Here is a 24,281-nt window from a genome sequence, read left to right as displayed (position 1 = left end):
TCTCCGGGCTCGCCGCAAACGATGCCGATCGCCGCGCCGCTGCACGTCTGGGCGGGCGCGGAAGATCTGTCCGCGCCAGCGGGACAGCGAATGCTCGGCTGGTGTGAGGTCACGGACGCGACGACGACGTTCCGCTCCTTCGCCGGCTCGGATGACTTCCTGCTGACCCGCGTGAGTGAGGTCGCCACACAACTGCGGCGCGTACTCGCGGTACCAAGCGCTTCGGAGGTTCTTGATGTCAGCTGATTTTGACCAGACCGCGCCGACGCTGTTCGACTGCTTCGAGCGGTCAGTGCGGCGTGCGCCGTACGCCAGGGCGCTAGAGCTGCGGGACGAGGCGTACAGCTACCGGCAGCTGGATCAGTACTCGCGGTGGCTCGCCGAACGCATGCTGATCGCCCGCGGTTCGCGTCCGGAGCGCGTTGGGCTGTTGGCGTCGCGTAGCCTGCTCTCCTTCGTCGGTTACCTCGCAGCGCTGCGGCTCGGCGCGACCGTGGTACCGCTCAACCCGGCGCATCCGGAGTTGCGCAACAAGGCCTTGTGCTCGCTCGCCCGCGTCGACGTCGTCCTCGCGGACGACACCGCCGTTCTGCACTGGGAACGCGGGCGCGAGGAGGCGCGTTTCACGCTGCTCGCGCTAGCCGACGCCGCCGTGCGAGCTCGACCAGCGCTTGCCGATATGCCGAAGACGGCTCCGGATTGGGCGTCGTATCAGACCACTGCCGGGCCAGACGATGCCGCGTGCATCTTGTACGCGTCGAGTGCGTCCGGACGCCCCAAGGGCGTTGCGATCCGGCACCGCCAGATCACGCCGCTCATCGCGGACTTCGTCGAACGCTTCGAGGTAGAGCCGGAAGCGCGCGTCTCGCACACCTTCGACCTGAGCATCGACGCGTCCATCTACGAACTCTTCGTCACTTGGGCGGCGGGCGCGACGCTCGTGGCGCCGCAGCGGTCCGAATTGCTCGTGCCCGCCGACCATCTGATCACCGGCGGGATCTCGCACCTCTTCGCCGGCCCGGCGCTGATCACGGCGGGAACGACGCTCGACAAGCTACCGCTCGGGATGGTCAAGGGGCTGCGTTACAGCGTGTTCTTTGGCGAGCGGTTGACGTACCGGCAGGCGCAGCTGTGGCGTGCGGTCGCTCCGGGAACCGTGATCGAGAACGTGTACGGGCCGATGGAACTGATGGCCGCGTGCGCGGCGTACCGCCTCCCGGCAGACCGTGATCAGTGGCCTGAGACGCCGGATGGCACGGTGCCGGTCGGCCGGTTCTGGGACGGCGTCGATCATGTGGTTCTTGGCGACGACGGACTCGAGGCGGTGGAAGGAGAGCTGTGCGTCCGCGGACCGTGGCAATTCGACGGCTACCTCAATCCGGCCGACGACCTGCGGCGCTTCACGAGCGTCGGCGCGCGAACCTACTTCCGCACCGGTGACCGCGTGCGGCGGGTAGGTGGCGAGTTGATTCACCTCGGCCGGATCGACGACCAGCTCAGGCTGCGCGGCCAGCGCGTGGAACCGGGCGAGATCGAGGCGCTGCTGCGCCGGCACGCCCTCGTCGCCGATGCGGCGGTCATCGCGGTTCGCGGCAGAAACGCAGAGCACGAACTCGTCGCGTGCTACACCGGCGCGCCATTCGACCACGCCGCGATGAAGACCTGGCTGCGCAAGCGGATCCCGTCGTTCATGGTGCCGCGCCGGTTCGTGCGGCTTGAGGCGATTCCGACCGGCGCGGACGGAAAGGTCGACCGCGCCGCACTGCTGCGAGGGCTGACTCACGCATGAGCGCTTCGTCAATTGGGCCGTCGCCGGTGAGCATGCCGACCGAACACGATTACGAACTCGAAGTCACTGCGCGCGCATTCACCATGGACTACTCGCCTGCGGCGGGTTGGCATAAGCCACAACTGCTTCCGATCGAGCAGCTCACTGCGCACCCCGGCGCGGCAGGCCATCACAACGATCAGCTGGTGATCGAAGTCCTGAAGGTGTGTCGCCGCATGGACGGCACGATCGCCGCTTTCCGGCCTTGGGAGCACGCCCGGCGGTTTCGCGCATCCGCGCGCCGGCTGGCGATGCCCGCGCTGCCGGACGACCTGTTCGTATCGGCAGTCGACGAGCTTGTCGAAGCGGAGGCCGGCTCGCTCGACGAAGCAGCGGGATCAAGCCTTTGTCTGCGTTCTGAGATGTTCGCCGCGGATTTGTCGCTTGGGCAGGGCTCGTCCCAGCACTACGGTTTCGTGCTGACCGCACAGAGCGCCAGCCGCGCGGCAGAGCGCAGCTCGACCGATCAGCCTGACGGGCCTAACCGCTTCGTCGTGCGCGCGACCCGGCCACGTGCCGAGGTCACCCTGCTTGCGCCAGACGACTGCGCTTCGCCCGGCGTCATGGCCGAGTCGGTTCTCACGCTGGCCTCGCGACTCGGCTACATCGTCCGCCAGCAGCGCGCAACGCTCCACGAGTGGCGGACAGCTTCGAGGCAGGGCACGACGGAGACCTTCACGTGCGGCACGCTGGAAGGCGTCGTCCCGCTCGGCGATGGCGAGCCCGGTCCAGTGACCGCAGCAATCCGCCAGTCGCTGCTAGACATCCAGTCCGGCCGCGAGCCGGGACCGCGCGGCTGGATGTATCAGATCCCTTCAGCCGACGCGTCCTGAGCAGCGGACTCGAATTCCTCGCGCGCGAGCATGTAGCCGAGCTGTACCCGGTTGACCGCGCCCAGAGTGGTCCGGATCCGGGAAAGGTGCGTGTGGTAAGTACGTTCACTGACACCGATCCGTTTGGCGATCGCCGAGTCCGTCAGCCCTTCCTTGAGCAGCCGCTTGATCAGCGCATGAATCTCCGGCACCACCTCGCGCGAGGAGATGGCGGCGTGGGCTGGCGTGAACTCGGCGGCTCGCTGCCAGTTGCGCTCGAACACGTCGACGAGGAATCGCACCACCGCCGGGTCGCTCACCGCCACCGCCGCGCTGCATTCGGCGTCAGCGGGCAGGATCGCCAGCTCGCGGTCCACGATGATCATCCATTCGAAGAACTCTTCCAAGGTGCGCACCGAACCGCCGTGCGCTGTCAGCTCCCGGACATACTCCTTCGTCGGCTCGCTGAACCGCCCCGAATGCTGGTACAGGCTGCGCACCGCCACACCGCGGGTCAGCCTGTCGAGCGCCAGCGGAAGCGCCGCGCCCAGGAACTGCGCCGCCTTTCCGCCGCCCGGATGCGCGGTGCTGACCTCGAGCCGCGCCGAGCGGACCGCCAGCTCGGTGAAGTCGCCGATCGCCTGCATGCCGTGCAGATACCGGATCGCCTCGTGCCGCACCCCGCTCGCCGCGACGTATTGCGCCGTCAGCCCGCTGATATCGCGTTCGAGCGTCGCGGCGCGCAGTTCCAGCTCCCAGGCGCGCCGTCGCCAGTCGCTGGTCAGCTGCGACTCGACGCGGCGCGGATCGACCGGACGCAGCTGCTCGCCGTCTTCGGACAGTTCGAGCAACCCGAGATCCGCGAGCTGTTGCAAGCCGGGCAGCTGTGAGGTCACCGGGACCGGGCCGCTACGCAGGATGAGCGCGTACGTCGCGCGGGCGTCATCCGGCAGGTCCTGCGACTGCGCCGGGAACGCTTCGTCGGGGGACGCAACAGGCTCGGCGGGCTCCATCGGTCCGAACGCAGGCGCGGTCATCGGACACCCCTCAGATCTCTGCAATGCAGCGACCGGCTGCGTCCGACCGCCTTGTGGCGCCCCGCCGACCCTGGCGATATTGAAGTCTCGGCGTGCCGCGCCAGATCAGGGCGCCGCAGAGAGCTGAGAAGGGAGGCGGGAGAACCGGTCATGCGAACCACGGTACCGGCCGCGCAGGCAGCAGGGAGAGATCGCGAAGGTGAGCCAGACGCCGAGCGCGAAGCCGGTCGATTCGGCGCGCTGCTTCAGTACTACCGCAGACGGGCCGGGCTGACGCAGACTCAGCTGGCTGATTTCTCCACGGTCAGCGTGCGCGCGATCCGGGACCTGGAAACCGGCCGCGCCCGCCAGCCCCGGCGCGACACGGTCCGGCTGCTGGCTGACGCGCTGCGGTTGAGCGACGAACGACGTTCGACGCTGGAAGCCGCGGCTGGCCGGGGCTCGACCGACGCAGTGGTCCGCTCGGCCGAGGCCGAGGCCGCGACTGCGTTCGCCCCGCCGCTCGCCGCAGGTGGACCGCTGTTTGGGCGCGAGGACGAAACCCGGCTGCTCTATGACCTGCTCGCCGCAGGACAGGATCGGCTCATCGCGGTCGTCGGACTCAGCGGCGTGGGCAAATCGCGGCTGACGCTCGCCGTCGCGCAAGCACTGCACTCCCGCCTCGGGATACCAGTGCTCTGGCTCGACGCAGCACGGCGACCGGCAGGCGGCACCCGCCCGATCCAATCGGATCAGGCCGCGCAGCCATGGCAGCGCGAGCTGTTGGAGAATCCCGACGACGCCGTCAACGACCTCGCGGCGTTCATCGGCGACCGCCCCTTCCTGCTTGTGCTGGACGGACAACGGCCGGGTCGCGGGCGACCGATCAGCGGCAATCCGCGCGCAGCGGCGGAGCGTGAGCCGCTCCTCGGGGCGGACGCTCAGCTCACCTTGCTGGGTCGGTGCCCGAAACTGCGCATCGTCAGCACGTTGCGTACCGCCGACGTCTCAGCCTCATCACTTCTCGGGCAACGCACGCTGCGGCTCTCACCGCTCGTGGCCAGCGAGAGCGCTGAAGCCCACGGCAACCTCCCAGGTGCCGAGCCGATCGATTCGCTCACCGCCGCCGCGCAGCTGGTGCTCTGGCACATGCGCCAGTTGCGCCCGCACTGGCAGGCCAAGCAGCGCGATTATGAAGCCATCAGTGCTCTGTCTCGTTCGCTCGACGGCATCCCGCTCGCGCTCGAATCCGCGGCGGCCTGGTCGCTCGTGCTCGCGCCGGCGCGCTTGGCCGCGATCGCCGCCCGCGACCCATTCGCGCTGACCGCGCCGCCCGCAGATCGAACGCGCACACGATCGGATTCGGTACGCGCCGGATTAGCAGACGCGATCGCGGCGCTGACCCCGCAGGCGAAGCGGTTGCTCTCGCTCGTCAGCCGGTGGCCGCAGCCTTGGACGCTGGACCAGGTCGCGGTGCGTTCCGGCTACGGCTTCGGGGAGGTCTCACGCGCGGCGCACGGTCTGTTCGTGCATGACTTGATTCGCGCGGCGCGGCCAGAAGGCGACGCTGCCTCGGAAGAGTTCGCAGTGCTGCACCTTGTCAGGCACCTTGTGCGCGGGCCGTTTCAACAGCAGCTCGCCGGATCATACGTGCGGCCGATCGGTTTTACAGCGCAGGCGGCAACGCCCGTGAGTGCCCTGATGCGGCGCTGAGCTGCGCTCTGCGTTGACGCCGCTGCGACAGCCGACCGAACAATCCCTCGCCAGGGCGCAGAATCCTGATGCTGCTGTGCTGCAACGTACCGGTCAGCACGATCGGTGGGCCGTTCAATGCGGAGACCGCGCGCGCCTGACGGTCCTTCGTCGCGCTGTGCCCTCTCGCGATGTTGTCCATTTCCACCGCCGCGCCGTGCGCGACGAGGATCTTGATCGAGCTGTGCCGGGCATCGACGGTGATGCGCACCCCGTTCGCCGGCAGCGGCGGCGTACGAAGGTCGAGAGCGCAGGAGGAGTGCCGCAACTCCAGCGTGATCTCCTCGGGCACCCGCCACGCTCCGAGCCGCTCCACTTTGCCGTGCCGGACCGCGAGATGCGCCGGCGCCGCCGGCTCCAGCACGCTCGACGGCCCGCCGGCCGGCATCGGCAGGTCCGCCACGAGCGCCACGATGTCCTCGGCGGTGCGCGCGGCGAGCGCGGCCTCCATCCGGGTCTCGAGCTCCTCGAAGGTGATCTGGCCCTCGCCGGCTGCCACACGCAGCCGTTCCACCGTGGCATCGCGCTCCCGATGGCCGATGCGCTGGGCCGGCGTGTTCCCGGAGTTCCCCGTCGTCATGGGCGTGATCATAGGCGGTATGCCGCACCTGCGCGAGGGCGCCCCGGCGTCCAGCGGCACAGGCACCACCGGACAGCCGCTTGGTCAGCGCGCGGCCGGGGCGCCAGCGGTCAGGGCTTGTAGCCGATCCCGCCGTAGATCCAGATCTGCTCGGCGTCCGGGCCGACCTCGGCGTCCGGCTGCCACCACGGGATCTGCACCACGCCCGGTTCGACCAGCTCAAGGCCGTCGAAGAACCGGGTGATCTCCTGCCGGTTGCGTAGTACGAACGGGGCGCTGGCCCGGTTGTAGCCGGCCACCGCGCTGTTCGCCCGCTCCGGCTCGAAATCGTTGGTGCCGTGCGAAAGGACCAGGTAGCTGCCCGGCACCATGATCTGCTTGAGCCGGTCGACCAGGGCGTGCGGGTTCTCTTGGTGCTTGACGAAGTGCAGCACCGCGACCAGCAGCACGCCGATCGGCTGGCTGAAGTCGAGCACGGCCTTCGCCTCCGGATGGTCGATGATCGATTCCGGATCGCGCAGATCCGCCTGGATCACCGTGGTGTACTTCGGATCGTGCCGGGCCAGCAGCGCGCTGGCGTGGGTGAGCACGATCGGGTCGTTGTCGACGTACACGACGCGCGCCTCCGGCTGCACGGCGTGCGCCACGTCGTTCGTGTTGTCCGGCCCCGGAATGCCAGTGCCTATGTCAAGGAACTGTTTTATGCCCTTGCGGGCGAGGTACCGCACCGTGCGGCCGAGGAACGCCCGATTCGCCCGCGCCATGTCGCGGCCCTCGGGCAGGATCGCCAGGACCTCCTCGGCGGCATCCCGGTCGACCTGATAATTGTCTTTGCCGCCGAGGTAGTAGTCGTACATGCGGGCCGGGTGCGGAATGCTGGTGTCGATCGTGCCAGGCGCCCAGCCGGGTTCGAGCAGTCCTTCGCCCAGGATCGGCGGGTCATCTGACGTCGGGGGTTCGCCGTCCAGCATGCTCGCCTCCACGAAGAGTCGTTCGATCGCTGCCACGACGATGCTAGCCGACTCCTATGATCTCTGATAAGCACTGGCCTGAGACTCTGGCAGGCCGCGAGCGCCTCTCGCCGCGACAGTCAGTGCGCTGAGCTGGCCCATAGCCCGCGTACGTGGCCGAGGTGCCGAGTTATCACGGCAGTCACGGCGGCTTCATCTCGAGCGATGAGCGCGTCCAGCAGTTCCAGGTGCTCCTGGGCGGAGGCTTCCAGCAGACCGCGTTCGGCCAGCGCGGTCAGCCCATAGAGGCGAGAGCGTTTACGCAGATCGCCGACCACTTCAACGAGGTGCGCGTTTCCGGCGAGGGCGAGCAGACGCAGATGGAATCGCCGATCGGCCTCGATGTAACCGATCAGGTCAGCGGCTTTCGCGGATTGCACGATGCTTTCGGCGTCGGGACGCAAAGCTTCAAGCTCGTCACGGTCGGCGGTGCGGGCGAGACCGGTGACGGTCGGGATCTCGATCAGCGCTCGGATATGCGTGTACTCATCCAGTTGCCGCTCGGTCACTGCCGTGACGCGGAATCCCTTGTTGGAGACCGTTTCGACCAGGCCTTCGCGCACCAGATCGAGCATCGCCTCGCGTACCGGGGTCGCGGAAACGCCGAAGCGTGCAGCGAGTGCGGGCGCGGAGTACAGCTCTCCGGGCAGCAGTTGTCCGGCGACCAGCGCGGCGCGCAGCGCGTGCGCGACCTGGTCGCGGTAGTTGCGCCGCTCGCCGAGCGAGGACAGCGACGGCAGAGCTTCGGCCGGGTCGGTGATATTCACAACAGTTGGTCCTAGTACAGGCGGCTTCGTCGGCGCAGGACAGACGTGCCTGGCAGGGCAGCCGCGTCTGATCCGAGGCGGCGTCTCATACGAGAAAGCCGGCGGGGAAGGGGTCGGTCGGGTCGAGAAGATATTGTGCCGTGCCGGTGATCCAGGCTCGGCCGGTCACGGTCGGCACCACCGCGGATACGAGCCCTGTTTCCGAGCTGCCGACCTCGGCTGTGCCGACGAGGCGGCCGGTGAAAGTGCTGCCGATGAAGGACTCGTTGACGAAGTCCTGGTGCAGCGGCAGCTCGCCGCGCGCATGCAGCTGCGCCATCCGGGCCGCCGTACCGGTGCCGCAGGGGGAGCGGTCGAACCAGCCGGGGTGGATCGCCATCGCGTGCCGCGAGTGCGCGGCCGTGGCGTCGGGCGCGAGCAGGTGCACATGGTGACAGCCGACGATGGTCGGATCGGTCGGATGCACCGGCGGCTGCTCCTCGTTGATCGCGTGCATCAGCGACAGGCCGGCGGCCAGGATCTCGTTCTTCGCGGCCCGGTCGAACGGCAGGCCGAACTGCTCAAGCGGCAGGATCGCGTAGAAGTTGCCGCCGTAGGCGAGGTCGTAGGTGACCGTGCGCCCGTCCGGGAGCAGGGCTTTGCGATCCAGGCCGACCGCGAATGACGGCACCATGCGCAGCGTCACCGCTTCGGCGGCGCCGTCGCGCACCGCGACCTCGGCGGTGACCAGCCCGGCCGGAGTGTCCAGGCGGATCCTGGTGACCGGCTCGGTCACCGGCACCATCCCGGTCTCCACCAGCACCGTGGCGACGCCGATGGTGCCGTGCCCGCACATCGGCAGGCAGCCGGAGACCTCGATGAACAGCACGCCGTAGTCGGCGTCGGGGCGGGTCGGCGGTTGCAGGATCGCGCCGCTCATCGCCGCGTGCCCGCGTGGCTCGAACATCAGCAGGGTACGAAGACCGTCGAGGTTGCGCATGAAATGCGTGCGGCGTTCGGACATCGTCGCGCCGGGGATGACGCCGACGCCGCCGGTGATCACCCGAGTCGGCATACCCTCGGTGTGCGAGTCGACAGCGTGCAGGACCAGCTTGCTACGCACGGCCGGACTCCTTCGCCGCGCTCCGCATCGGTGCTGGGTTCATTGATGCAGTCCTCGTTGATGCGGTGTTCATCGCAGCCCCGCCGCGAGGGCCTTCTCGGTGGCCGCGCGGACCGTGGCTTCCTGCTCTGATGAAAGCGGCACGCGCGGCGGTCGGCATGGTCCGCCGTACCGGCCCGCCAGGTCCATCGAGAGCTTGATCGCCTGGACGAACTCGGTGCGCGAATCCCAGCGCAGCAGCGGATGCAGCTGCCGGTAAAGCGGCAGCGCGGCTGCCAGGTCGCCGGCGGTCGCGGCCCGGAACAGCTCGACGCTCGAGTGTGGCAGGGCATTGGGATACCCGGCGACCCAGCCCTTCGCCCCGGCGATCGCCAGCTCCAGCAGCACGTCGTCCGCACCGATCAGCAGGTCAAGCTCCGGCGCCAGCTCAGCAATCTGATACGCGCGCCGTACGTCGCCGCTGAACTCCTTGACCGCGCGGATGCTTCCGTCGGCGTGCAAGGACGCGAGGAGTTCGGGAGTCAGGTCGACCTTCGTGTCATGAGGGTTGTTGTACGCGATGATCGGCAGCCCGACCTGCGCGACGGCCGCATAGTGCGTGCGCACCGCGCGCTCGTCGGCACGGTAGGCGTTCGGCGGAAGCAGCATCACGGCTTGAGCGCCCGCTTCCGCAGCCTGTTCGGCCCAGCGGCGCGCCTCGACGCTGCCGTACGCCGCGACTCCCGGGATCACCCGCTCGCCGCCGACTGCCGAGATCGCGACCTCGACGACGCGCGCCCGCTCTTCAGCCGTGAGTGTCTGGTACTCGCCGAGAGAACCGTTCGGCACGACGGCGTCGCAGCCCTCTTCGATCAGCCAGGCGCAGTGAGCGGCGTAGGCGTCATAGTCGACGCTCAGATCTGCGCGCAGCGGTAGCGCTGTCGCCACGAGCACGCCGTGCCATGTACGGCGCGAGCCAAGGTCACTCATTGGTGCTTTCCTCCTCTTGCCCTGCAACATCAGGCTCTGCGACATCAAGTGCTGCACCATCAACCGCGACGAGATCAAGCTCTGCCTGGTCTAATCCCGCCAGCGCGCCGAGCGGAACCGGCCGAGCGAAGGGCCGCTGCGCGGTCACGGACGTCGCGGTCACGGACGGCGCGGTCACGGACGGCGCGGTCACAGACGTCGCGATTGCGGTCGCGCGGCCGTTGCCGTCGCGTTCCGCGATGAGCCCGGCGACCGCCGGTCCGCACATTCGGCCCTGGCACCAGCCCATCCCGGCGCGCGTCAGCAGCTTGACAGTGCGTAGATCATTCGCGCCGTCGTCGGCGATCGCGCTGCGGATCGCTGCTGCGCGCACGTCTTCGCAGCGGCAGATCGTCGTGTCATCGGTCAGCCGTGTGGTCCACGAGGCCGGCGGTGAATACGCGGCATTGACCGCGGCGAAGAACCCGCGCAGGCTGCGGCGCTTCTGCTCAGCGTGCGACCACGCCGGGTCACGCGCGTGATCCTCATCCAGCCAGGCGCGCTGCGGGCCTTGCGACCAAGCGGTGACCGACCGGCCCGCGATCTCGCCCTCCACCAGCGCGAGGGCCGCTCCGCCGACACCCGTCGCTTCGCCCGCCGCCCACAAACCCGGCACGCTCGTACGCTGCTCGGAGTCCACCCAGACCGCCGGCACGGCATCCTCCTCGACGCGGGCACCGAGCGTCAGCGCGAGATCGAGATGGGGAAGCAGGCCGTGGCCGACCGCGAGGCTGTCGCAGGGTATCCACACCTCAGAACCCGGAGCCGCCTGGCCTTTCGCATCGAGCGCGGCGACGGTGACTGCTTCGACGCGGTCACGACCGTGCGCCGCGACAACCGTGTGACCGTACTTGATCGGAATGCGATGCGCGGCGAGGCGAGCGGCGTACCCCGCGGCTTCGGCGAGCTTGTCCGGATGCGCGGCCAAGGTCGGGGCAAGCCTGGCGACGCTTCGCCGGTCGGCCGACTCGATCAGGGCCTTGACCCGCGCGCCCGCGTCAGCGAGCCCGACAGCCACCGGGAGCAGCAGCGGACCGGTACCCGCGACCACCACCTCGCGGCCCGGCAGCACCAGCGAGCCTTTCAACATCGCTTGAGCGCCACCGGCCGTGACCACGCCGGGCAGCGTCCAGCCGGGGAACGGCAACACTCGTTCATAGGCGCCGGTCGCAAGCAGGAGCGTGCCCGCCTCGACGATGACCGAGTGCTGCTGTTCGGGACCGATCAGCGCGTGCACGCGGTATTCGTCGCCGATCCGTTCGGCGAACCACGCGTGATGGTCCGCCAGAAGACGGATGCGACCGGCCGAGACCTGTCGATCGAACCGTGACTTGAGTGCACGCCAGGTCCGCCAGCCGTGGTGCAGTCGCTGTGGCGCGCGAGCACGCAGCCGTGCCGCCGGTTGCCGGTAGAACTGGCCACCGACAGACGAACCGGAGTCCACCACGGTCACCGCGATCCCGGCGTCCGCCGCGGCCACCGCAGCCGCCATTCCGGCCGGGCCCGCGCCGACCACCGCGAGTCGCAGCTCCCTGTCAGCCTTCGCCGCCGCGCCGTTCACTCGCCGCCGCCTTCCCGGCCGGTGCCCGCCTGCGTGGTCACCACGTCGCCCGCACTGGCCGGGACTAAGCACGCACGCTGGTTCGGCTGGCCGTTCACGGTCACCAGGCAGTCGAAGCAGATCCCGATGCCGCAGAACACTCCGCGCGGTTCGCCTCCAGTGCGCGTGGTCCGCCATGACATGATCCCTGCGCGCCAAAGCGCCGCGGCGATCGTGTGCCCCGGCAGCGCCTCGATTTCCCGGCCGTCGATGTGCAACGCGAAGGCTGGTTCCGGCCGCGCCCCGACCAGCTGTTCCGGCGTACGCGGCGCGCTCGCCGCCTTGCTCCGGCGCCGAATCAGCATGCTTCCGCCTCCGCTCTCATCGAAGCCGCGGTAAAGCGATCGGGCCGCAACGGCGTCAGGTCAAACTCCGGGACCGCGCCGGCCAACAGTTGCGCGACAAGGCGCCCGGTCGCCGGAGCCAAGCCGATCCCGGCGCCCTCGTGGCCGCAGGCGTGTACGAGCCCTGGCACGCGTGGATCCGGGCCGATCGCCGGCAGATGATCCGGCAGGTACGGCCGGAAGCCGACGTACGCCCGCATCGCGTTCACCGTCGCCAGCACCGGAAACAGGTCGATCGCCTGCGCCGCCAGCCGCCGCAGCACCGGCAGCGACACCGCACGGTCGAAGCCGACGCGCTCACGGCTGGCACCGATCAGTACGGGCCCTGACGCGGTCCCCTCGACCACCGGCGAGGTTTGCAGCGCCGCCGAATCGCTGGCGACGTCGGCCACGTAGTCGGCCGCGTAGACCTTGTGCCTGACCAGCCGTGGCAAAGGCTCGGTCACCAGGATGAAGCCCCGGCGCGGCAAGACCGGCAACGCGACCGCGGCGAGCGCCGCGACTTCTCCTCCCCACACGCCGGCCGCATTCACGACCGCCGGTGCGTGGATCTCGCCGCGACTCGTCCTGACACCGCGCATTGCTCCGCTCGGCGTGCGCAGCAACTGCGTCACGGTCTCAGCCGAGCGCAACTTCGCGCCCGAACCGGCCGCCGCTCGAATCAGGTGCGCGGCGGCGAGCGCCGGCTGCACCTGTGCGTCCTGCGGATAGAACACCCCGCCGGCCAGCCCCGAGGCGAGGTGCGGTTCCAGATCGCTGAGACTGTCGGCGGCGACCGTCGTCGCGTGCACGCCGTACCGGCTCTGCCCATCGGCGAATGCGTTCAGCGCGTCAAGGCTCTTCTCGTCCTGCGCTACGACGAGGCCGCCCTTCGGTTCATACTCGATCGCCGCGCCGAACTGCTCAGCGGCCAGTTCCCGCCACAGCCGCTCGGACAACAGCGCCAGGCCGAGTTCCGGGCCAGGCGGCTTGTCGGACACCAGCAGGTTTCCCTCGCCTGCGCCGGTGGTGCCGCCGGCCACCGAGGCGCGATCAACCACGATCACGTCCAGCCCGGCCCGCGCGGCGTAGTACGCGCAAGCCGCGCCGACCATGCCGGCGCCGATGATCACGACGTCACAGACCAAGTTCCGGGCCACGCCAGTACAATGTCACATGTTATCGACTTCGCCAATGCCCGGGACGGCGGCGACCATGGTCCGCGTTTGGTCGGCGTTTGGTCCGGATCGGCGTCACCGGCCGCGACGTCAGCGATGATCCTGGCAAGGCTCGTCTGACGGGGATGGCGCCGCCGGTGCAGCAGGGGGCATCGGCGTCGCCCCGGCTCCGCGCAAGCCGACGCCCGCCACGACGGGCCTACTGCTGCGTGACCTCGGCTAGCGTGGATCTGAGCTCGGCGACCATCCAGTGCTCGCCGAGTCCTTCGAACAGCCGGCTGGCTTCGCGCAGCCGCGCCGCGGCCTCGTGCGGCTGGTCCAGGTCCCGGTAGACCGAGGCCAGATCGCACAGCGCATTCGCTTCTTCATGCACGTCGCCGGTCTCTGCGAAGCCGCGCACTGACTCGGCGACGTATGCCAGCGCCTCCTGCGGCTTGCCGAGCCTGGCCATCGCGATGCCGATGCCGTTGACCGCACGCGACATGCCGCGCTGGTCCTTCAGCTCGCGGAAGAGGTCGAGCGCGGTCTGCTGCGAGCGCTGTGCCTCGTCGAACCGGCCGAGCCGCGCGTACGAATTTCCGAGGTTCGACAGGCACAGCGCCTGGCCCCACGCATCGTCGAGCTCCTTGAACAAGGTGAACGACTGGAGGCCGACCGTTATCGCGTCCTCGGGCCGATCGGCGTCGGCGTGTGTCGCGGCGAGGTTGCCGAGCACCTTGGCTTCCCCGGTGCGCCAGCCGACCTCGCGCATCAGCACGATGGCTCGCTCGTAGTTGTCGACGGCCTCATCGAAGCGTCGCATCGGCCGGTACGCGCTGCCGAGGTTGCACAGCACCTTGCCTTCGGCCTCGCGATCGCCCAACTGGTGCGCGCAGAGGGCGGCGGCCTTGTGGGTCGCGATCCAGTCGCCGAAGTGCTTGCGCCGGTCGAAGAACGGGAACAGCGCGGTCGGCAGCTTCCAGCCCTGCTCGTTCAGGTTGAACTGCTGAGCCTGCAGCGCGATCGCGGTGAGGTTCTGCCGCTCCAGCTCGCACCAGGCGAGTGCGGCCTGGTCGTCGGCGAATCGCTGAGCCGGTATGGCAAGCCGGGCCGCGGGCGGCTCCAGCGGCGGCAGGTGCGGGTCGAGAGTGACCCGTGCGGTACAGGCACTGTGCAGGAACCAGTCGGTCAGACCGGTGACCGCGGCAGTGCGATCCTGTTCCGAGTCCTCAACGAGAGCGCGTTCGTGGGCGAACAGCCGCAGCAGGTCGTGCAGGCGGAAGCGGCCCGGCGTGTACTCCTCCGCCAGATTCGAGTCGGTCAGCCGGGCGAGCGCCTCCGTGCACGCCTCCTCGCTCAGATCGCTGAGCGCCCCGCAGGCCGCGAGTGGCAGATCGGGACCATCGTGCAGACCAAGCAGCCGGAACATCCGCCGCGCGGGTGAAGGAAGCGTCTGATACGACCAACCGAACACCGTACGGATTGCGGCGGTCTCGTCGTCCTCCACCGACAGCTCGCTCAGCCGGTTCGCCGCGACGCTCAGCGCCGCGACCGCGTCGGTGACCGTCATCGTCTCGTCGCCGGCGATCCGCTCGGCCGCTATGCGCAGCGCCAGCGGATGACGCGCGCAAAGCTCCGCCAACGCCGCGGTAGCGCCCGGTTCGGCAACCGCGCGCTCGCCGATCGTGCGACGCAGCAACCGGATCGCGTCACGCAGCGCCAGCGTCTCCAAGGAAATCCGCTGCATACCCTCACGCACAGCGAGGCCGGAAAGCCGGGAACGACTGGTGATCAGCACCCGACAATGCGGGGCCGCCGGAAGCAGCGGTCTTACCTGCTCGGTGTCGCGGGCGTTGTCTAGAAGCACCAGCATCCTGCGATCCGCCATAAGCGTGCGGTACAGGACCGTGCGCCCGTCGAGCGAGGCGGGCATCCGCTCCTCCGGCACGCCGAGTGCGGTAAGGAAGCGGCCGATTGCATCCTCCGCGGCAACCGGATGCCCGGAGGGATGGAAGCCCTGCAGATCGATGTAGAGCTCGCCGTCGGGGAAGCTATCGCGTGCCTGGTGAGCCCAGTGCACGGCGAGGGTCGTCTTGCCGATCCCGCCCATCCCGTTGACCGCGCTGATCACCACCGGGATCGCGGTACCGCTCTCACGCAGCAGCCGGTCGAGCCGCACCAGTTCCCCGGTGCGACCGGTGAAGTGCTCGATGGCGGCGGGCAGTTGGCGCGGAGCCGGAGTGCTGGCGTGCGCGGGTTCCGGCGCGGCCCGTTCGGCCAAGGCCTGCTCCCGCAGCCGGGCGAGCGTTCCCGGAGTGAGGTTGAAAAACCGCTCATATGCCTCGATGACCGCCTCAGGCGGGATCCGCCGGCCCGCCTCGTAATCGACGATCGCGCTGTGCGAGCCGAGGTGCAGCGGCTGAAGCAGATCGCGTTGGGCCAGGCCGCGCCCGCGCCGCAGTCGGCGTAGAACGGTGCCGAGCGCGGAAACGACCGGTTCGGAAGGTGAGGTGGCCGCCGGTGTCATTTCGGGCGATCTCCAGTTTGTCCGTGCTCGCCCGCCGCCCGGCAACGGGCCTTTGATTAAGAAGCCGATATTACACGCCCCGCAGACGCCTACTCCTGTCACGCAGGTTTCGAATGCCTGATAGCGCGTGCACACAGCATGATCGCCGACCGGTGCGGTAAGAAAGACGCCGTCTCGCAACGCAGACATGAATGCGCCATCCGATCAGCGCTCTTCGCCGAGCCGGCCGGCCTCGAAGCGCCGGCAGTGTCGGTGCGTAGCGCGATGATGGAAACATGCGGATCGCGGTGACCATGGACGCAGCCGAGCCAGGCGATTGCGGCCTGTCCGGGTGGATCCAGGTCTTGGCTGACGACGGCACGCCCGTGCAGCCGCCGCAGCGCGCGGACGACCTGGCGGCGACGGTAGCCGAACGTGAGCGCGCGGACACGCCACGCTGGGTGCTGGGCGCGACGGAGACCGAATATCCGCGCCTGTTGCGCGCCGGGATTCGCGTCGAGCGCTGTCACGACGTCGCGCTGACCGAGGCACTGCTGCTTGGGCTAGCCGGCCGCTTCGGCGAACCGCGCTCGCTGGCCGCGGCGTGGGCACGGCTGCGCGGCCTGCCGGTCCCGGAGGATCCCAAGCCGGCCGGGCCCGAGGAACAGACCGCGCTGTTCGGCCCCGGCCTGTTCGCTACCTCGTCCGGTGAGCCGCCCGATCCGCGGCAGGAATTGGAGATGCTGGTCGCGGTGCACGCCGACCAGTTGCGCCGCATCGCCGCGGCGGGCACGAGCGAACCGCGCACTGCGACCGCGACTACGCCGCGCCGTAGCAGCGCACCTTCGGTTTCTCCGCCCCCAGCGCTCTCCACTCTGGTCGCAGCCGAGTCGGCAGGCGGCCTGGTCGCGGCCGAGATCGCAGCCAGCGGATTACCCTGGCGCGTCGGCGCACACGACGCCGTGCTCAGCGATCTGCTCGGGCCGCGGTCCTTCGGCGACGCGCTGCCCGCCAAGCTGGCCGAACTCGGCACCCGTGTCGGGGCCGCGTTCGGATATCCGCCTGGCCGGTTCAATCCGGATTCCCCCAACCAGGTTCTCCGCACCCTGAGACACGCCGGGTTCTCCGTGCAATCCACCCGCGCCTGGGAGCTGCGCCAGATTGATCATCCGGGCATCGAACTGCTCATCGAATACAAGGAACTCTCCCGACTGCACGCCGCGCACGGCTGGGCCTGGCAGGACGCGTGGGTGAAAGGCGGCAGGTACCGGCCCGAGTACGTCGTCGGGGGAGTGGTGTCCGGGCGCTGGGCGACACGCAACAGCGGCGCGCTGCAAATCCCGCGCATCATGCGCCGGGCGGTCATCGCGGACGAGGGCTGGTCGCTGGTGGTCGCGGACGCCGGGCAGCTCGAGCCGCGTGTGCTCGCCGCGGTCTCCGGAGACCGCGGCCTGGCGCGCGCCGCGGCCGAAGGCGACTTGTATGCCGCACTGGCCGCGGAGGCATTCGACGGCGACCGCGCGGCCGCGAAACTGGCGCTGCTCGGCGCGATGTACGGGCAGACCAGCGGCGGCATCGGGCCGTTGCTTGCCGTATTGCGCAAGAGGTTCCCGGTCGCGATGGCGTATGTCGAAGACGCGGCGAGGACGGGGGAGCGCGGCGGTGTCGTGTACTCGCGGCTCGGCCGGGCCTGCCCACCGCCGTCCTCGCGCTGGCGAAGCCTGGTGACCGGCATGGCAGGAAACGCGGACACCGAGGGCGCGGCCGGATCGGGCTCCAGCGACGCCGGGCAGGACCCGATCGGTGCGGCGGATCCGGATGGTCCGGACGAGGTCGCCGAGAGCGGGGGCGGTGACCCGGCACGCCGGTCGGGACAGGCGGCGCGTAGCCGGGGCCGCTTCACGAGGAACTTCGTGATCCAGGCCAGCGCCGCGGACTGGGCTCTGGTGTGGCTCGCGGTGCTGCGGCGCAAGCTTTCGGAACTCTCCGCTCAGGCCCCGCCGGTCACCGATGGCCGTCCGGAGGCAGCCGATCGAACCGCGGCCCTGTTCGCCACGGCGCCGCACCTCGTTTTCTTCGTCCACGATGAAGTCGTCGTGCACACACCGAGTGCGCTCGCCGAGCAGGCGGCCCGCGTGGTGGCCGAGGCCGGGGAAGAGGCGCGCCGGGCGGTGTTCGGCCCGACCCCGGTCCGGTTTCCGCTGGCCACCGCGATCGTCGATTGCTACGCCGACGCGAAATGACCGCGCCGCACGGCCTACGCCTGCTGGTCCGGCGGCAACGCCCGCAGGACGCAGAACTCGTTGCCCTCGGGATCGGCCATGACCACCCAGGTCACCTCATCCGGCTGCCCGATCGACACCCGTCGCGCGCCCAGCGAGATCAACCGCTCCACCTCGGCGCCCTGATCGTCCGGGCGCAGGTCGAGATGAAGCCGGTTCTTGCCGGTCGTCGGGTCGGGCACTCGGAGAAACAGCAGGTCGGGTGCGACACCGTCCTGGGGGCTGCCGGCCGGCGGCTCGAGCACGATCTCGTCGGGATCCTCGTGGGTACGGCGCCAGCCGAGTGCTTCCTGCCAGAAGTCCGCGACGGCGGACGGATCCAAGCAGTCGATGTCCAGGCTCTGAATGCGTAGGTTCACCGGGTCATCCTGGGGGCGGGCAGGACCTCGGTCAATCGAGATTCCGCGTCCACCGCTCGCGCCACCCACTGTCGGTGGTCGCGGGTAGTGTGCCAAGCATGACTGATCTACGGGTGTTGCATCGGCGGGCGTTGCAGGTCAGCGTCGACATCGTCAACCAGGTGACGCCAGAGCGCCTTGAGCTGCCCACTCCGTGCGCCGAATGGAACCTCGGTCAGCTCATCGCGCACATGATCGGACAGAACCTCGGCTTCGCGGCGGCCGCGCGCGGAGAGCGCAACGGTGTGGAAGCCTTCGCTCCGGTCCCGATAGCGGACGACCCGACCGGCCAGCACGCGGACAGCGCCGCGAAGCTCGCCGAGGACTTCGCCGCGCCGGGCTTCGCGGAGCGCTCGGCATGGCTGGCGGAGATACGCGGCGGCGGTTTCTACCCCTCGCAGACCGCGGTCGGCTTCCACCTGGTCGACAGCGTCGCGCACGGCTGGGACGTGGCCAGGGCGCTCGACCTTCCAGTGTTCTTCGACGACGAGGTACTGGAGGCGGCACTGGTCATATCGCTCGCGATACCGGACGGCCCGCCGCGCGAGCAGCCCGGCGCGGCATTCCGGCCGTCCGTGCGTGTCGGCGGCGACACGGACCTGCTGGGCCGAGTCCTCGCCCTGCTCGGACGCTCACCGGACTGGAAACCGTAACCCGCCGCAACTGACGGACCGCCAGGTAGGGCGGCGGATTTGGCAGAGCTCTGCGTTGATCAGGTGGACGTCAAACTCGTTAACACTGATGGGGAAGCTAATCAGGGTTCGTTATCAGCGTTCGCATTCCGACCGCGCGGATTATTGACACGCGTCGATTGACTGCGCCATGGTGTTCCCGTCCACCTGGTGTGCCAGTGTTCTCATGGGCGCTCCGGGCGGGCGGCGCGATACGGGGATCACGAACGCATCACGGCCGCTGGCCGAGGAAAACGGGCCTGCCGAACCGTGAGGCAGGCCCTGAGCACGGCCGACGCCCACACGAAGGGACCGACCCGCCCGTGATCACCCTGGTACCGCTTTCCGGCTTCCTGGGCTCCGGCAAGACCACGACGCTGATCTCCGCGGCGATCGCCATGCAGCGCACCGGTCGGCGGGTCGCCGTCGTCACCAACGACCCGGGCGCCGGCCTGGTCGACACCAATCTCGCCCGTGGCGGCCTCGACGAAGTCGCGGAACTGGCCGGCGGCTGCCTATGCCGACGCCTACCCGATCTCGCCGCGCTGCTCGCCGACGCGGACATGGCCGGCAAGGCCGACGTCGTGCTCGTCGAAGCGTCCGGCAGCTGCGCCGATCTACGCAACACGGTGGTGAGACCACTGCGCGAGCGGTATCGCGGCCGGATGACGGTCGCACCGCTCACCGCCGTCGTCGATCCGCTGCGGCTGGCCGCGTTCACCAGGGCAGCCGAGCGCTGCGAACCGGAGCCGGACCTCGGCTACGTGTTCGGCCGCCAGCTCGTCGAAGCGGAACTTCTCGCCATCAACAAGACCGACCTGATCGGCGACGAGCGCACCGCCAAACTCGAAGCCAGACTCGCCGCCGACTACCCGAGGGCCGCCGTGCTGCCCTACAGCGCCACGACCGGCGTCGGTCTGGAAGAACTGATCCGAGCCTGGACCCGCCCGAATCCCGCGCTCGAGAGCCAGGGGGCGCAGGTGCGCGCCGTACGCGGCGAGCCGAAACTAGACTTCACCCGGTACGCCGACGCCGAATCGCAGGTCGCCTGGCTGAACGAGGCGTTCCGGGTCACCGCGGCCGAGTCCGCCTTCGACGCGGTCGCCTGGGCCAAGACGGTGCTGCGGCAGCTGTCCGAATGGAGCGCGGCGGCCGGCTATTTCGTCGGGCACATCAAGCTCGCGGTGCGCACCCCGGCGGGCCTGGCCAAGCTGAGCGTGACTGACACCGGCGCGCCGCCACAGGCCGATCGGGCAGCAGCCAGGCCGGTGGAGTACGGATACGCCACCATCAACGCCCGGGTCGTCTGCCCGCCCTCGACCCTCGACGACGCCGTCCGCGCGGCGATCGCGGCCGCCGACAAGGCTCACCGGGCAACCTCGCACGGCGCACGGCCGTCCTCGTTTCGCAGTGCGCATCGGCGATATCAGCCGCAACGACTAGCGGCGACCGGCTGACCGCGAGGCGACCCGCGACCAGTGCAAGGAAACCACCGACCAAAGTTGGCACCATGAACTGAAACAACGGACTGAAACCACGAAATCCAGCGCGCGGGCCGCGGCGCGTCGACGCATTCGTCAGACCTCTGAGTCGGATCGCCGATATCCGCGCGCACTGCGTCCGCAATCCACTACAGTCGGTTTGCAGCCGAGTGCGGTCGGCGCAGTCACGGCGGGTCCGGCGCGTGCGGCGTCAGGGTCCGTCAGCGGTGCGACGAGTTCGCCCCTTTCCGAAACCCTCCGTGTCGTGCGACGCCGAAAGCCACTACCCGATGCCTGTTTCCCTCAGCCGCAGTGCCCTGATCGACCGGAGCACCGCCGTGACCTATGCGGCGTGGTTCAAGGCGCTGGCCGACCCGACCCGCGTGCAGATCCTCAACCTGCTGGCCGCGGCGCACCGGCCGCTGAGCGTCGGCGAGATCGTCGAACACGCGGAGGTGGGCCAGCCGACGGTCTCGCACCACCTCAAGATCCTCGCCGAGATGCGGCTCGTGCTGCGCCGCCGGGACGGGACCAACGTGCTGTACTCGGTCGACCGGGCGGCGCTGGAGTCCTGCCCCAGCGCCGCGGACGCGGCGTGCGGCCGAGCGCTGCTGCGCTGATCAGCGCTCGTCCGACACCAGGCTGCGCGCGTCCTCTTTGAGCCAGGCCAGGTTCAGCTCCTCGGCGCTGCGCGCCACCAGGCGCCGCAGCAGCACCGACTCCGGTCCCACCCCCAACGCCTCGGCGAGCGCCGCCTGAGCCGCGGCGACATGCGGCCGCGCACCGCAGGCGGCTCGCAGATGCAGCGAGCGGCGCAGCAAGGCGAGCCCGGCCGCACGGTCCTGCTCCAGCAGATAAAAGCCCTGATGCCGCACGACGTACGACTCCAGCAGCAGGTCGCCCGCCTCGAGCGCGGTTGCCAGCGCCCGCCGGTACGCCGCCTGCGCCCCATCCCGGTCCAGCCGCAGATTCTCCAAGGCCACCCCGAGCCAGAAATTCGCCCAGCCCGGCGCGATCTGTCCGTCCAGCCGTTCGAACTCTGCCACCGGGTCCGGCCCGATGAAGGGGTGATCGGACTTCGTCAGCTGCCGCCAGTATTCGAGCACCGAGATCAGGAAGGCGGCGGTGGCCGGCGCCGAGGCGGTGATCTCCGCGATCGCGCCGCGCGCCTCATCCGTGGAGTCAAGACACCAGGTGTGCCGGTCCACCAGGATCTCGGCTCGCAGCACCGCACCGTCCTCACTCTGCGGCGTCAGGCGCAGCGCGGCCTCCCAGTGCCCGGCGCGTTGCAGCCGTCGCGCCACGGCCAGCTGCGGATCGGCGTAGTACACACTGTCGCTCTTCATGAAGCCCGATTCTGTCTGAAGCCCGTCGTCCCGGCGAGAAGTTTGCCTGGACATGACAATCCCGCGAACAATCCCGGCCCGGCCGATGGCCAGCCGTGGATCAGATCACTGCGGCACGCTCGCCGGCCGCCAACTCAAGCAGCCGGGTCTCCGGCTCACCCGCATCGTTGCGCCAGCGCAGCTCGACCCGCGTGCCGGTCTGCGCCTCGACCACGACCGCAATCGGCGTGCCCTGAGACCAGGACAGCTCGGCGATGGTCACCGCCCCGCGGGCACGCAGCCCGGTAACCCGGCCGTCCGGCCATTGCGTAGGCAGCGCGGGTAAGAGTTCGATGACCGGGATGCCGCCTTCAGAGGCATGGCTTTGCACGAGCAGTTCCGCGATCGCAGCCGTCACGCCGAAGTTGCCGTCGATCTGGAACGGCGGATGCGCGCACAGCAGCGAACGGTACACGCCGCCACCGGACCACGCTGCGCCCTCGACCTCACCATCTGAATCAGCGCCCTCAGGCAGGATCGGATGCAGATACTGGTCGAGCAGCCGATGCGCAGCGTCGCCGTCGCCGAGCCGCGCCCAGAGTGCGACCTTCCAGGCGAGCGACCAACCGGTACCGGCGTCGCCACGCTCCTCCAGCGAACGCCTGGCCGCCTCGCGCAGCACCGGATCAACCGCCACGACGCTGCCGGGGAACAGGCCGACGAGGTGTGAGACGTGCCGATGATGCGGATCGACCTCATCGCGCTCGACCGACCACTCCAGCAGCTGGCCGCGCGAGCCGACCCGCAGCGGGGCCAGCCGCTCCAGCGCTACCCGCACTTCGGCGATCGTCGCAGTGTCCTGCTCCGTGAGCGGCACCCCGATCGCGAGCACTTGCTCGGCGCCTTCGAGTACGAAACCGAACAGCTCTCGCGCGAGCGTAAGGTCCATCGCGCAGCCCTGATCCACGCTCGCCGCGCCGTCCGGCGTGGCGAACTGGTTCTCCGGGCTGGTGGAGGGCGAGGTCACCAGCCTTCCCTCAGCGTCCTCGACGAGCAGATCGAGCACGAAGCGCGCGGCGTCGAGCGCGACCGGCATCGCGACCGCGGCCAGGAAGGCGAGATCGCGGCCGAACCGCCAGCGTTCGGCCAGGTGGGTGGAGAGCCAAGCCCCTGCCATGGGCCACTGCGACCACATCGGGTCGCCGTGACCGCCGCCGACCGGACCCGCGAGCCGCCACAAGTCCGTGTTGTGGTGACAGGCCCAGCCGCGCGCGCCGTAGATCTGCTGCGCGACCGCACGACCCGCCTCGGACAGGTCCGCGACGAGGCGCAGCATCGGCTCATGGCATTCGGGCAGCGCCGTGGTCTCCGCCGGCCAGTAGTTCATCTCCGCGTTGATGTTGACCGTGTACTCGCAGTTCCACGGCGGGGTCAGCTCGGCGTTCCAGATGCCCTGCAGAGTCGCCGCCTGCGTCCCGGGACGCGAGGAGGCGAGCAGCAGATACCGGCCGAACGCGAACGCGAGCACTGACAGCTGCTCGTCGGCCTCGCCGGCCGCACGCCGGGCCAGTCGTTGATCGGTGGGAAGATCCGGCGCGTCGCCGGGAAGGTGCAGGGTCACACGGTCCATCACGGCACGATGTTCGGCGACGTGCGCGTCGCGGATCTTCTCCCAACCGTCCGCGCGTGCACGGTGCACATCCTGGGCCGCCTCCACGAGGCACTGCTCGCTGTCGCGAGTCGGGGCGGTGTCCCAGCCGCTGAAGCCGGTGCGGATCGCCACATACGCTGTCAGCGCCCGCGCGCCGCGCACCGCGATGTACGGCTGGTCATCCGCGCCTGTGCGGACCGGTTCACTACCGTCCGCATCGACCCGCAACAGCGCGGCCGCCCGGATCGACTGCTGATCGTCGTCCTCGTCGACGACCCCGTCTGCATGCGGCCAGGGCAGGATGTGCCGGGGCGCGGCGAGGAGCAGAGCGAGCGACACGCCGCCGTCCGCGTGCTCATCGTCCTCGCCTTCGCCCTTGCCCCCGCCTTCGGGCCCATCCCCGGCACGCAGCTCCGCTCGGTGCTGCGGTGTCGCAAGGCTCAGATTCACTCGCAAGCCGTCAGGGTCGTCGGTCTCCAGGCGCACTGCGATGACGTCGTACTGCTCGCTCGCAAGCACCTGCTGACGGATCCGGCGCCCCTCCTCGCCCCACTCGACCGAAGCCACGCCATCGCGCAGATCCAGCGACCGGCGATACGAGACCAGCGCGGTATCGACGAACTCAATCAGCAGATCCCCGACCGGTTGCAGCGCCTCGGCGTCAGCACCCTGCGTCGCACGCAACGCCTCACCCGCGGCGACGTGGCGTCCCTCGCGCACATGCTCTCGGACGTCGGCGATCAGTTGCGGCGCGACCTCGGGCACGGACGTGTCCGCCGGACCGGACCAGAACGTGTCCTCATTGAGGTTGATCCGCTCGATCGGCCTGGTTCCGTGGATCATCGCGCCCAACCTGCCGTTGCCCACAGGAAGCGCCTCGGCCCAGATCGCGGCCGGCTGGGTATAACAGAGTTCGAGCGGGGCGTGCGGGTTCGATGTCACGTGGTTCACCATTCGCAGGGTTCGAGCTTGTCGGCGGTACTGCCGGTCCCGCACTAACCGAGACCGCGCC

21 protein-coding genes are annotated in these 24,281 nt (G+C 69.5%); 8 read left to right on the top strand and 13 right to left on the bottom strand.

The window, feature by feature from the left end; genetic code table 11:
* The 3 genes from VN779_RS06020 to VN779_RS06010 form a co-directional block, all read left to right on the top strand.
* Window positions 1–246, top strand: a 246-nt coding sequence (locus VN779_RS06020; RefSeq protein ID WP_325720990.1) for a hypothetical protein, incomplete at its 5' end; no start/stop codon positions are given.
* Window positions 236–1,789, top strand: coding sequence for an AMP-binding protein (locus tag VN779_RS06015; protein ID WP_325720988.1), 1,554 nt, complete (start codon window positions 236–238; stop codon window positions 1,787–1,789). The genes VN779_RS06020 and VN779_RS06015, both read left to right, overlap by 11 nt.
* A 26-nt stretch (window positions 1,790–1,815) precedes the next feature.
* Window positions 1,816–2,661, top strand: a complete 846-nt coding sequence (locus VN779_RS06010) for a hypothetical protein (RefSeq protein WP_325720986.1) — start codon at window positions 1,816–1,818, stop codon at window positions 2,659–2,661.
* Here VN779_RS06010 and VN779_RS06005 read toward each other — a convergent pair.
* Window positions 2,634–3,677, bottom strand: coding sequence for a helix-turn-helix transcriptional regulator (locus VN779_RS06005; RefSeq protein WP_325720984.1), 1,044 nt, complete (start codon window positions 3,675–3,677; stop codon window positions 2,634–2,636). The two genes, VN779_RS06010 and VN779_RS06005, sit on opposite strands and share 28 nt — an antisense overlap.
* Window positions 3,678–3,827: 150 nt before the next feature.
* Here VN779_RS06005 and VN779_RS06000 point away from each other — a divergent pair, with 150 nt between their 5' ends.
* Window positions 3,828–5,369 (top strand): helix-turn-helix domain-containing protein, encoded by a 1,542-nt coding sequence (locus VN779_RS06000; RefSeq protein WP_325720982.1) that lies wholly within the window; start codon window positions 3,828–3,830, stop codon window positions 5,367–5,369.
* On the opposite strand, the gene VN779_RS05995 is transcribed toward VN779_RS06000, so the two are convergent.
* The 9 genes from VN779_RS05995 to VN779_RS05955 all read right to left on the bottom strand — a co-directional run bounded on the left by VN779_RS05995 (window position 5,323) and on the right by VN779_RS05955 (window position 15,482).
* Window positions 5,323–5,988, bottom strand: a complete 666-nt coding sequence (locus VN779_RS05995; protein ID WP_325720980.1) for a DUF1707 domain-containing protein — start codon at window positions 5,986–5,988, stop codon at window positions 5,323–5,325. The genes VN779_RS06000 and VN779_RS05995 overlap by 47 nt on opposite strands.
* A 110-nt stretch (window positions 5,989–6,098) precedes the next feature.
* Window positions 6,099–6,995 carry an SAM-dependent methyltransferase gene (locus VN779_RS05990; protein WP_325720978.1) on the bottom strand — a complete coding sequence of 299 codons (897 nt, stop codon included), beginning with the start codon at window positions 6,993–6,995 and terminating at the stop codon, window positions 6,099–6,101.
* An 83-nt stretch (window positions 6,996–7,078) separates the two neighbouring features.
* The gene (locus tag VN779_RS05985; protein ID WP_414639589.1) at window positions 7,079–7,759 is read right to left on the bottom strand and encodes a GntR family transcriptional regulator; all 681 of its coding nucleotides are present in this window, start codon (window positions 7,757–7,759) and stop codon (window positions 7,079–7,081) included.
* Between the two features lie 91 nt (window positions 7,760–7,850).
* Window positions 7,851–8,867 (bottom strand): proline racemase family protein, encoded by a 1,017-nt coding sequence (locus tag VN779_RS05980; RefSeq protein ID WP_325720975.1) that lies wholly within the window; start codon window positions 8,865–8,867, stop codon window positions 7,851–7,853.
* 69 nt (window positions 8,868–8,936) lie between these two features.
* Window positions 8,937–9,836 (bottom strand): dihydrodipicolinate synthase family protein, encoded by a 900-nt coding sequence (locus VN779_RS05975; protein ID WP_325720974.1) that lies wholly within the window; start codon window positions 9,834–9,836, stop codon window positions 8,937–8,939.
* On the bottom strand, window positions 9,829–11,436 hold the full coding sequence (locus tag VN779_RS05970) for an FAD-dependent oxidoreductase (protein ID WP_325720973.1): 1,608 nt from the start codon (window positions 11,434–11,436) through the stop codon (window positions 9,829–9,831). Before VN779_RS05970 ends, VN779_RS05975 begins: the two co-directional genes overlap by 8 nt.
* Window positions 11,433–11,780 (bottom strand): (2Fe-2S)-binding protein, encoded by a 348-nt coding sequence (locus VN779_RS05965; RefSeq protein ID WP_325720972.1) that lies wholly within the window; start codon window positions 11,778–11,780, stop codon window positions 11,433–11,435. The genes VN779_RS05970 and VN779_RS05965 overlap by 4 nt, the downstream gene beginning before the upstream one ends.
* Entirely contained in the window at window positions 11,774–12,958 is a 1,185-nt protein-coding gene (locus VN779_RS05960) for an FAD-binding oxidoreductase (protein WP_325720971.1), read from the bottom strand. The genes VN779_RS05965 and VN779_RS05960 overlap by 7 nt, the downstream gene beginning before the upstream one ends.
* Window positions 12,959–13,175: 217 nt before the next feature.
* A complete protein-coding gene (locus VN779_RS05955) occupies window positions 13,176–15,482 on the bottom strand; it encodes an ATP-binding protein (RefSeq protein ID WP_325720970.1) in 2,307 nt (768 codons plus the stop codon).
* A gap of 275 nt (window positions 15,483–15,757) precedes the next feature.
* On the opposite strand from VN779_RS05955, the gene VN779_RS05950 reads away from it, so the two are divergent.
* Complete coding sequence (locus VN779_RS05950) at window positions 15,758–17,704, top strand: bifunctional 3'-5' exonuclease/DNA polymerase (protein ID WP_325720969.1); 1,947 nt, start codon at window positions 15,758–15,760, stop codon at window positions 17,702–17,704.
* Between the two features lie 14 nt (window positions 17,705–17,718).
* Here the strand turns inward: VN779_RS05950 and VN779_RS05945 are convergent, their stop codons facing one another.
* A complete protein-coding gene (locus VN779_RS05945) occupies window positions 17,719–18,102 on the bottom strand; it encodes a VOC family protein (protein WP_325720968.1) in 384 nt (127 codons plus the stop codon).
* Window positions 18,103–18,200: 98 nt separating this feature from the next.
* On the opposite strand from VN779_RS05945, the gene VN779_RS05940 reads away from it, so the two are divergent.
* The 3 genes from VN779_RS05940 to VN779_RS05930 all read left to right on the top strand — a co-directional run bounded on the left by VN779_RS05940 (window position 18,201) and on the right by VN779_RS05930 (window position 20,913).
* Window positions 18,201–18,794: a TIGR03086 family metal-binding protein gene (locus tag VN779_RS05940; protein WP_325720967.1), complete on the top strand. Its 594-nt coding sequence runs from the start codon at window positions 18,201–18,203 to the stop codon at window positions 18,792–18,794.
* A 341-nt stretch (window positions 18,795–19,135) separates the two neighbouring features.
* Window positions 19,136–20,269 carry a GTP-binding protein gene (locus tag VN779_RS05935; RefSeq protein ID WP_325720966.1) on the top strand — a complete coding sequence of 378 codons (1,134 nt, stop codon included), beginning with the start codon at window positions 19,136–19,138 and terminating at the stop codon, window positions 20,267–20,269.
* 314 nt (window positions 20,270–20,583) lie between these two features.
* Window positions 20,584–20,913: a metalloregulator ArsR/SmtB family transcription factor gene (locus VN779_RS05930; RefSeq protein ID WP_325720964.1), complete on the top strand. Its 330-nt coding sequence runs from the start codon at window positions 20,584–20,586 to the stop codon at window positions 20,911–20,913.
* Here VN779_RS05930 and VN779_RS05925 read toward each other — a convergent pair whose 3' ends face one another.
* The gene (locus VN779_RS05925) at window positions 20,914–21,639 is read right to left on the bottom strand and encodes a hypothetical protein (RefSeq protein WP_325720962.1); all 726 of its coding nucleotides are present in this window, start codon (window positions 21,637–21,639) and stop codon (window positions 20,914–20,916) included.
* 100 nt (window positions 21,640–21,739) lie between these two features.
* Window positions 21,740–24,220 (bottom strand): glycoside hydrolase family 95 protein, encoded by a 2,481-nt coding sequence (locus tag VN779_RS05920; protein WP_325720960.1) that lies wholly within the window; start codon window positions 24,218–24,220, stop codon window positions 21,740–21,742.
* Window positions 24,221–24,281 lie beyond the last annotated feature (61 nt).

Source organism: Actinocrinis sp., from assembly GCF_035605935.1.
Taxonomy (GTDB): domain Bacteria; phylum Actinomycetota; class Actinomycetes; order Streptomycetales; family Catenulisporaceae; genus Actinocrinis.
This window is presented reverse-complemented; position numbering and strand designations above follow the sequence as displayed.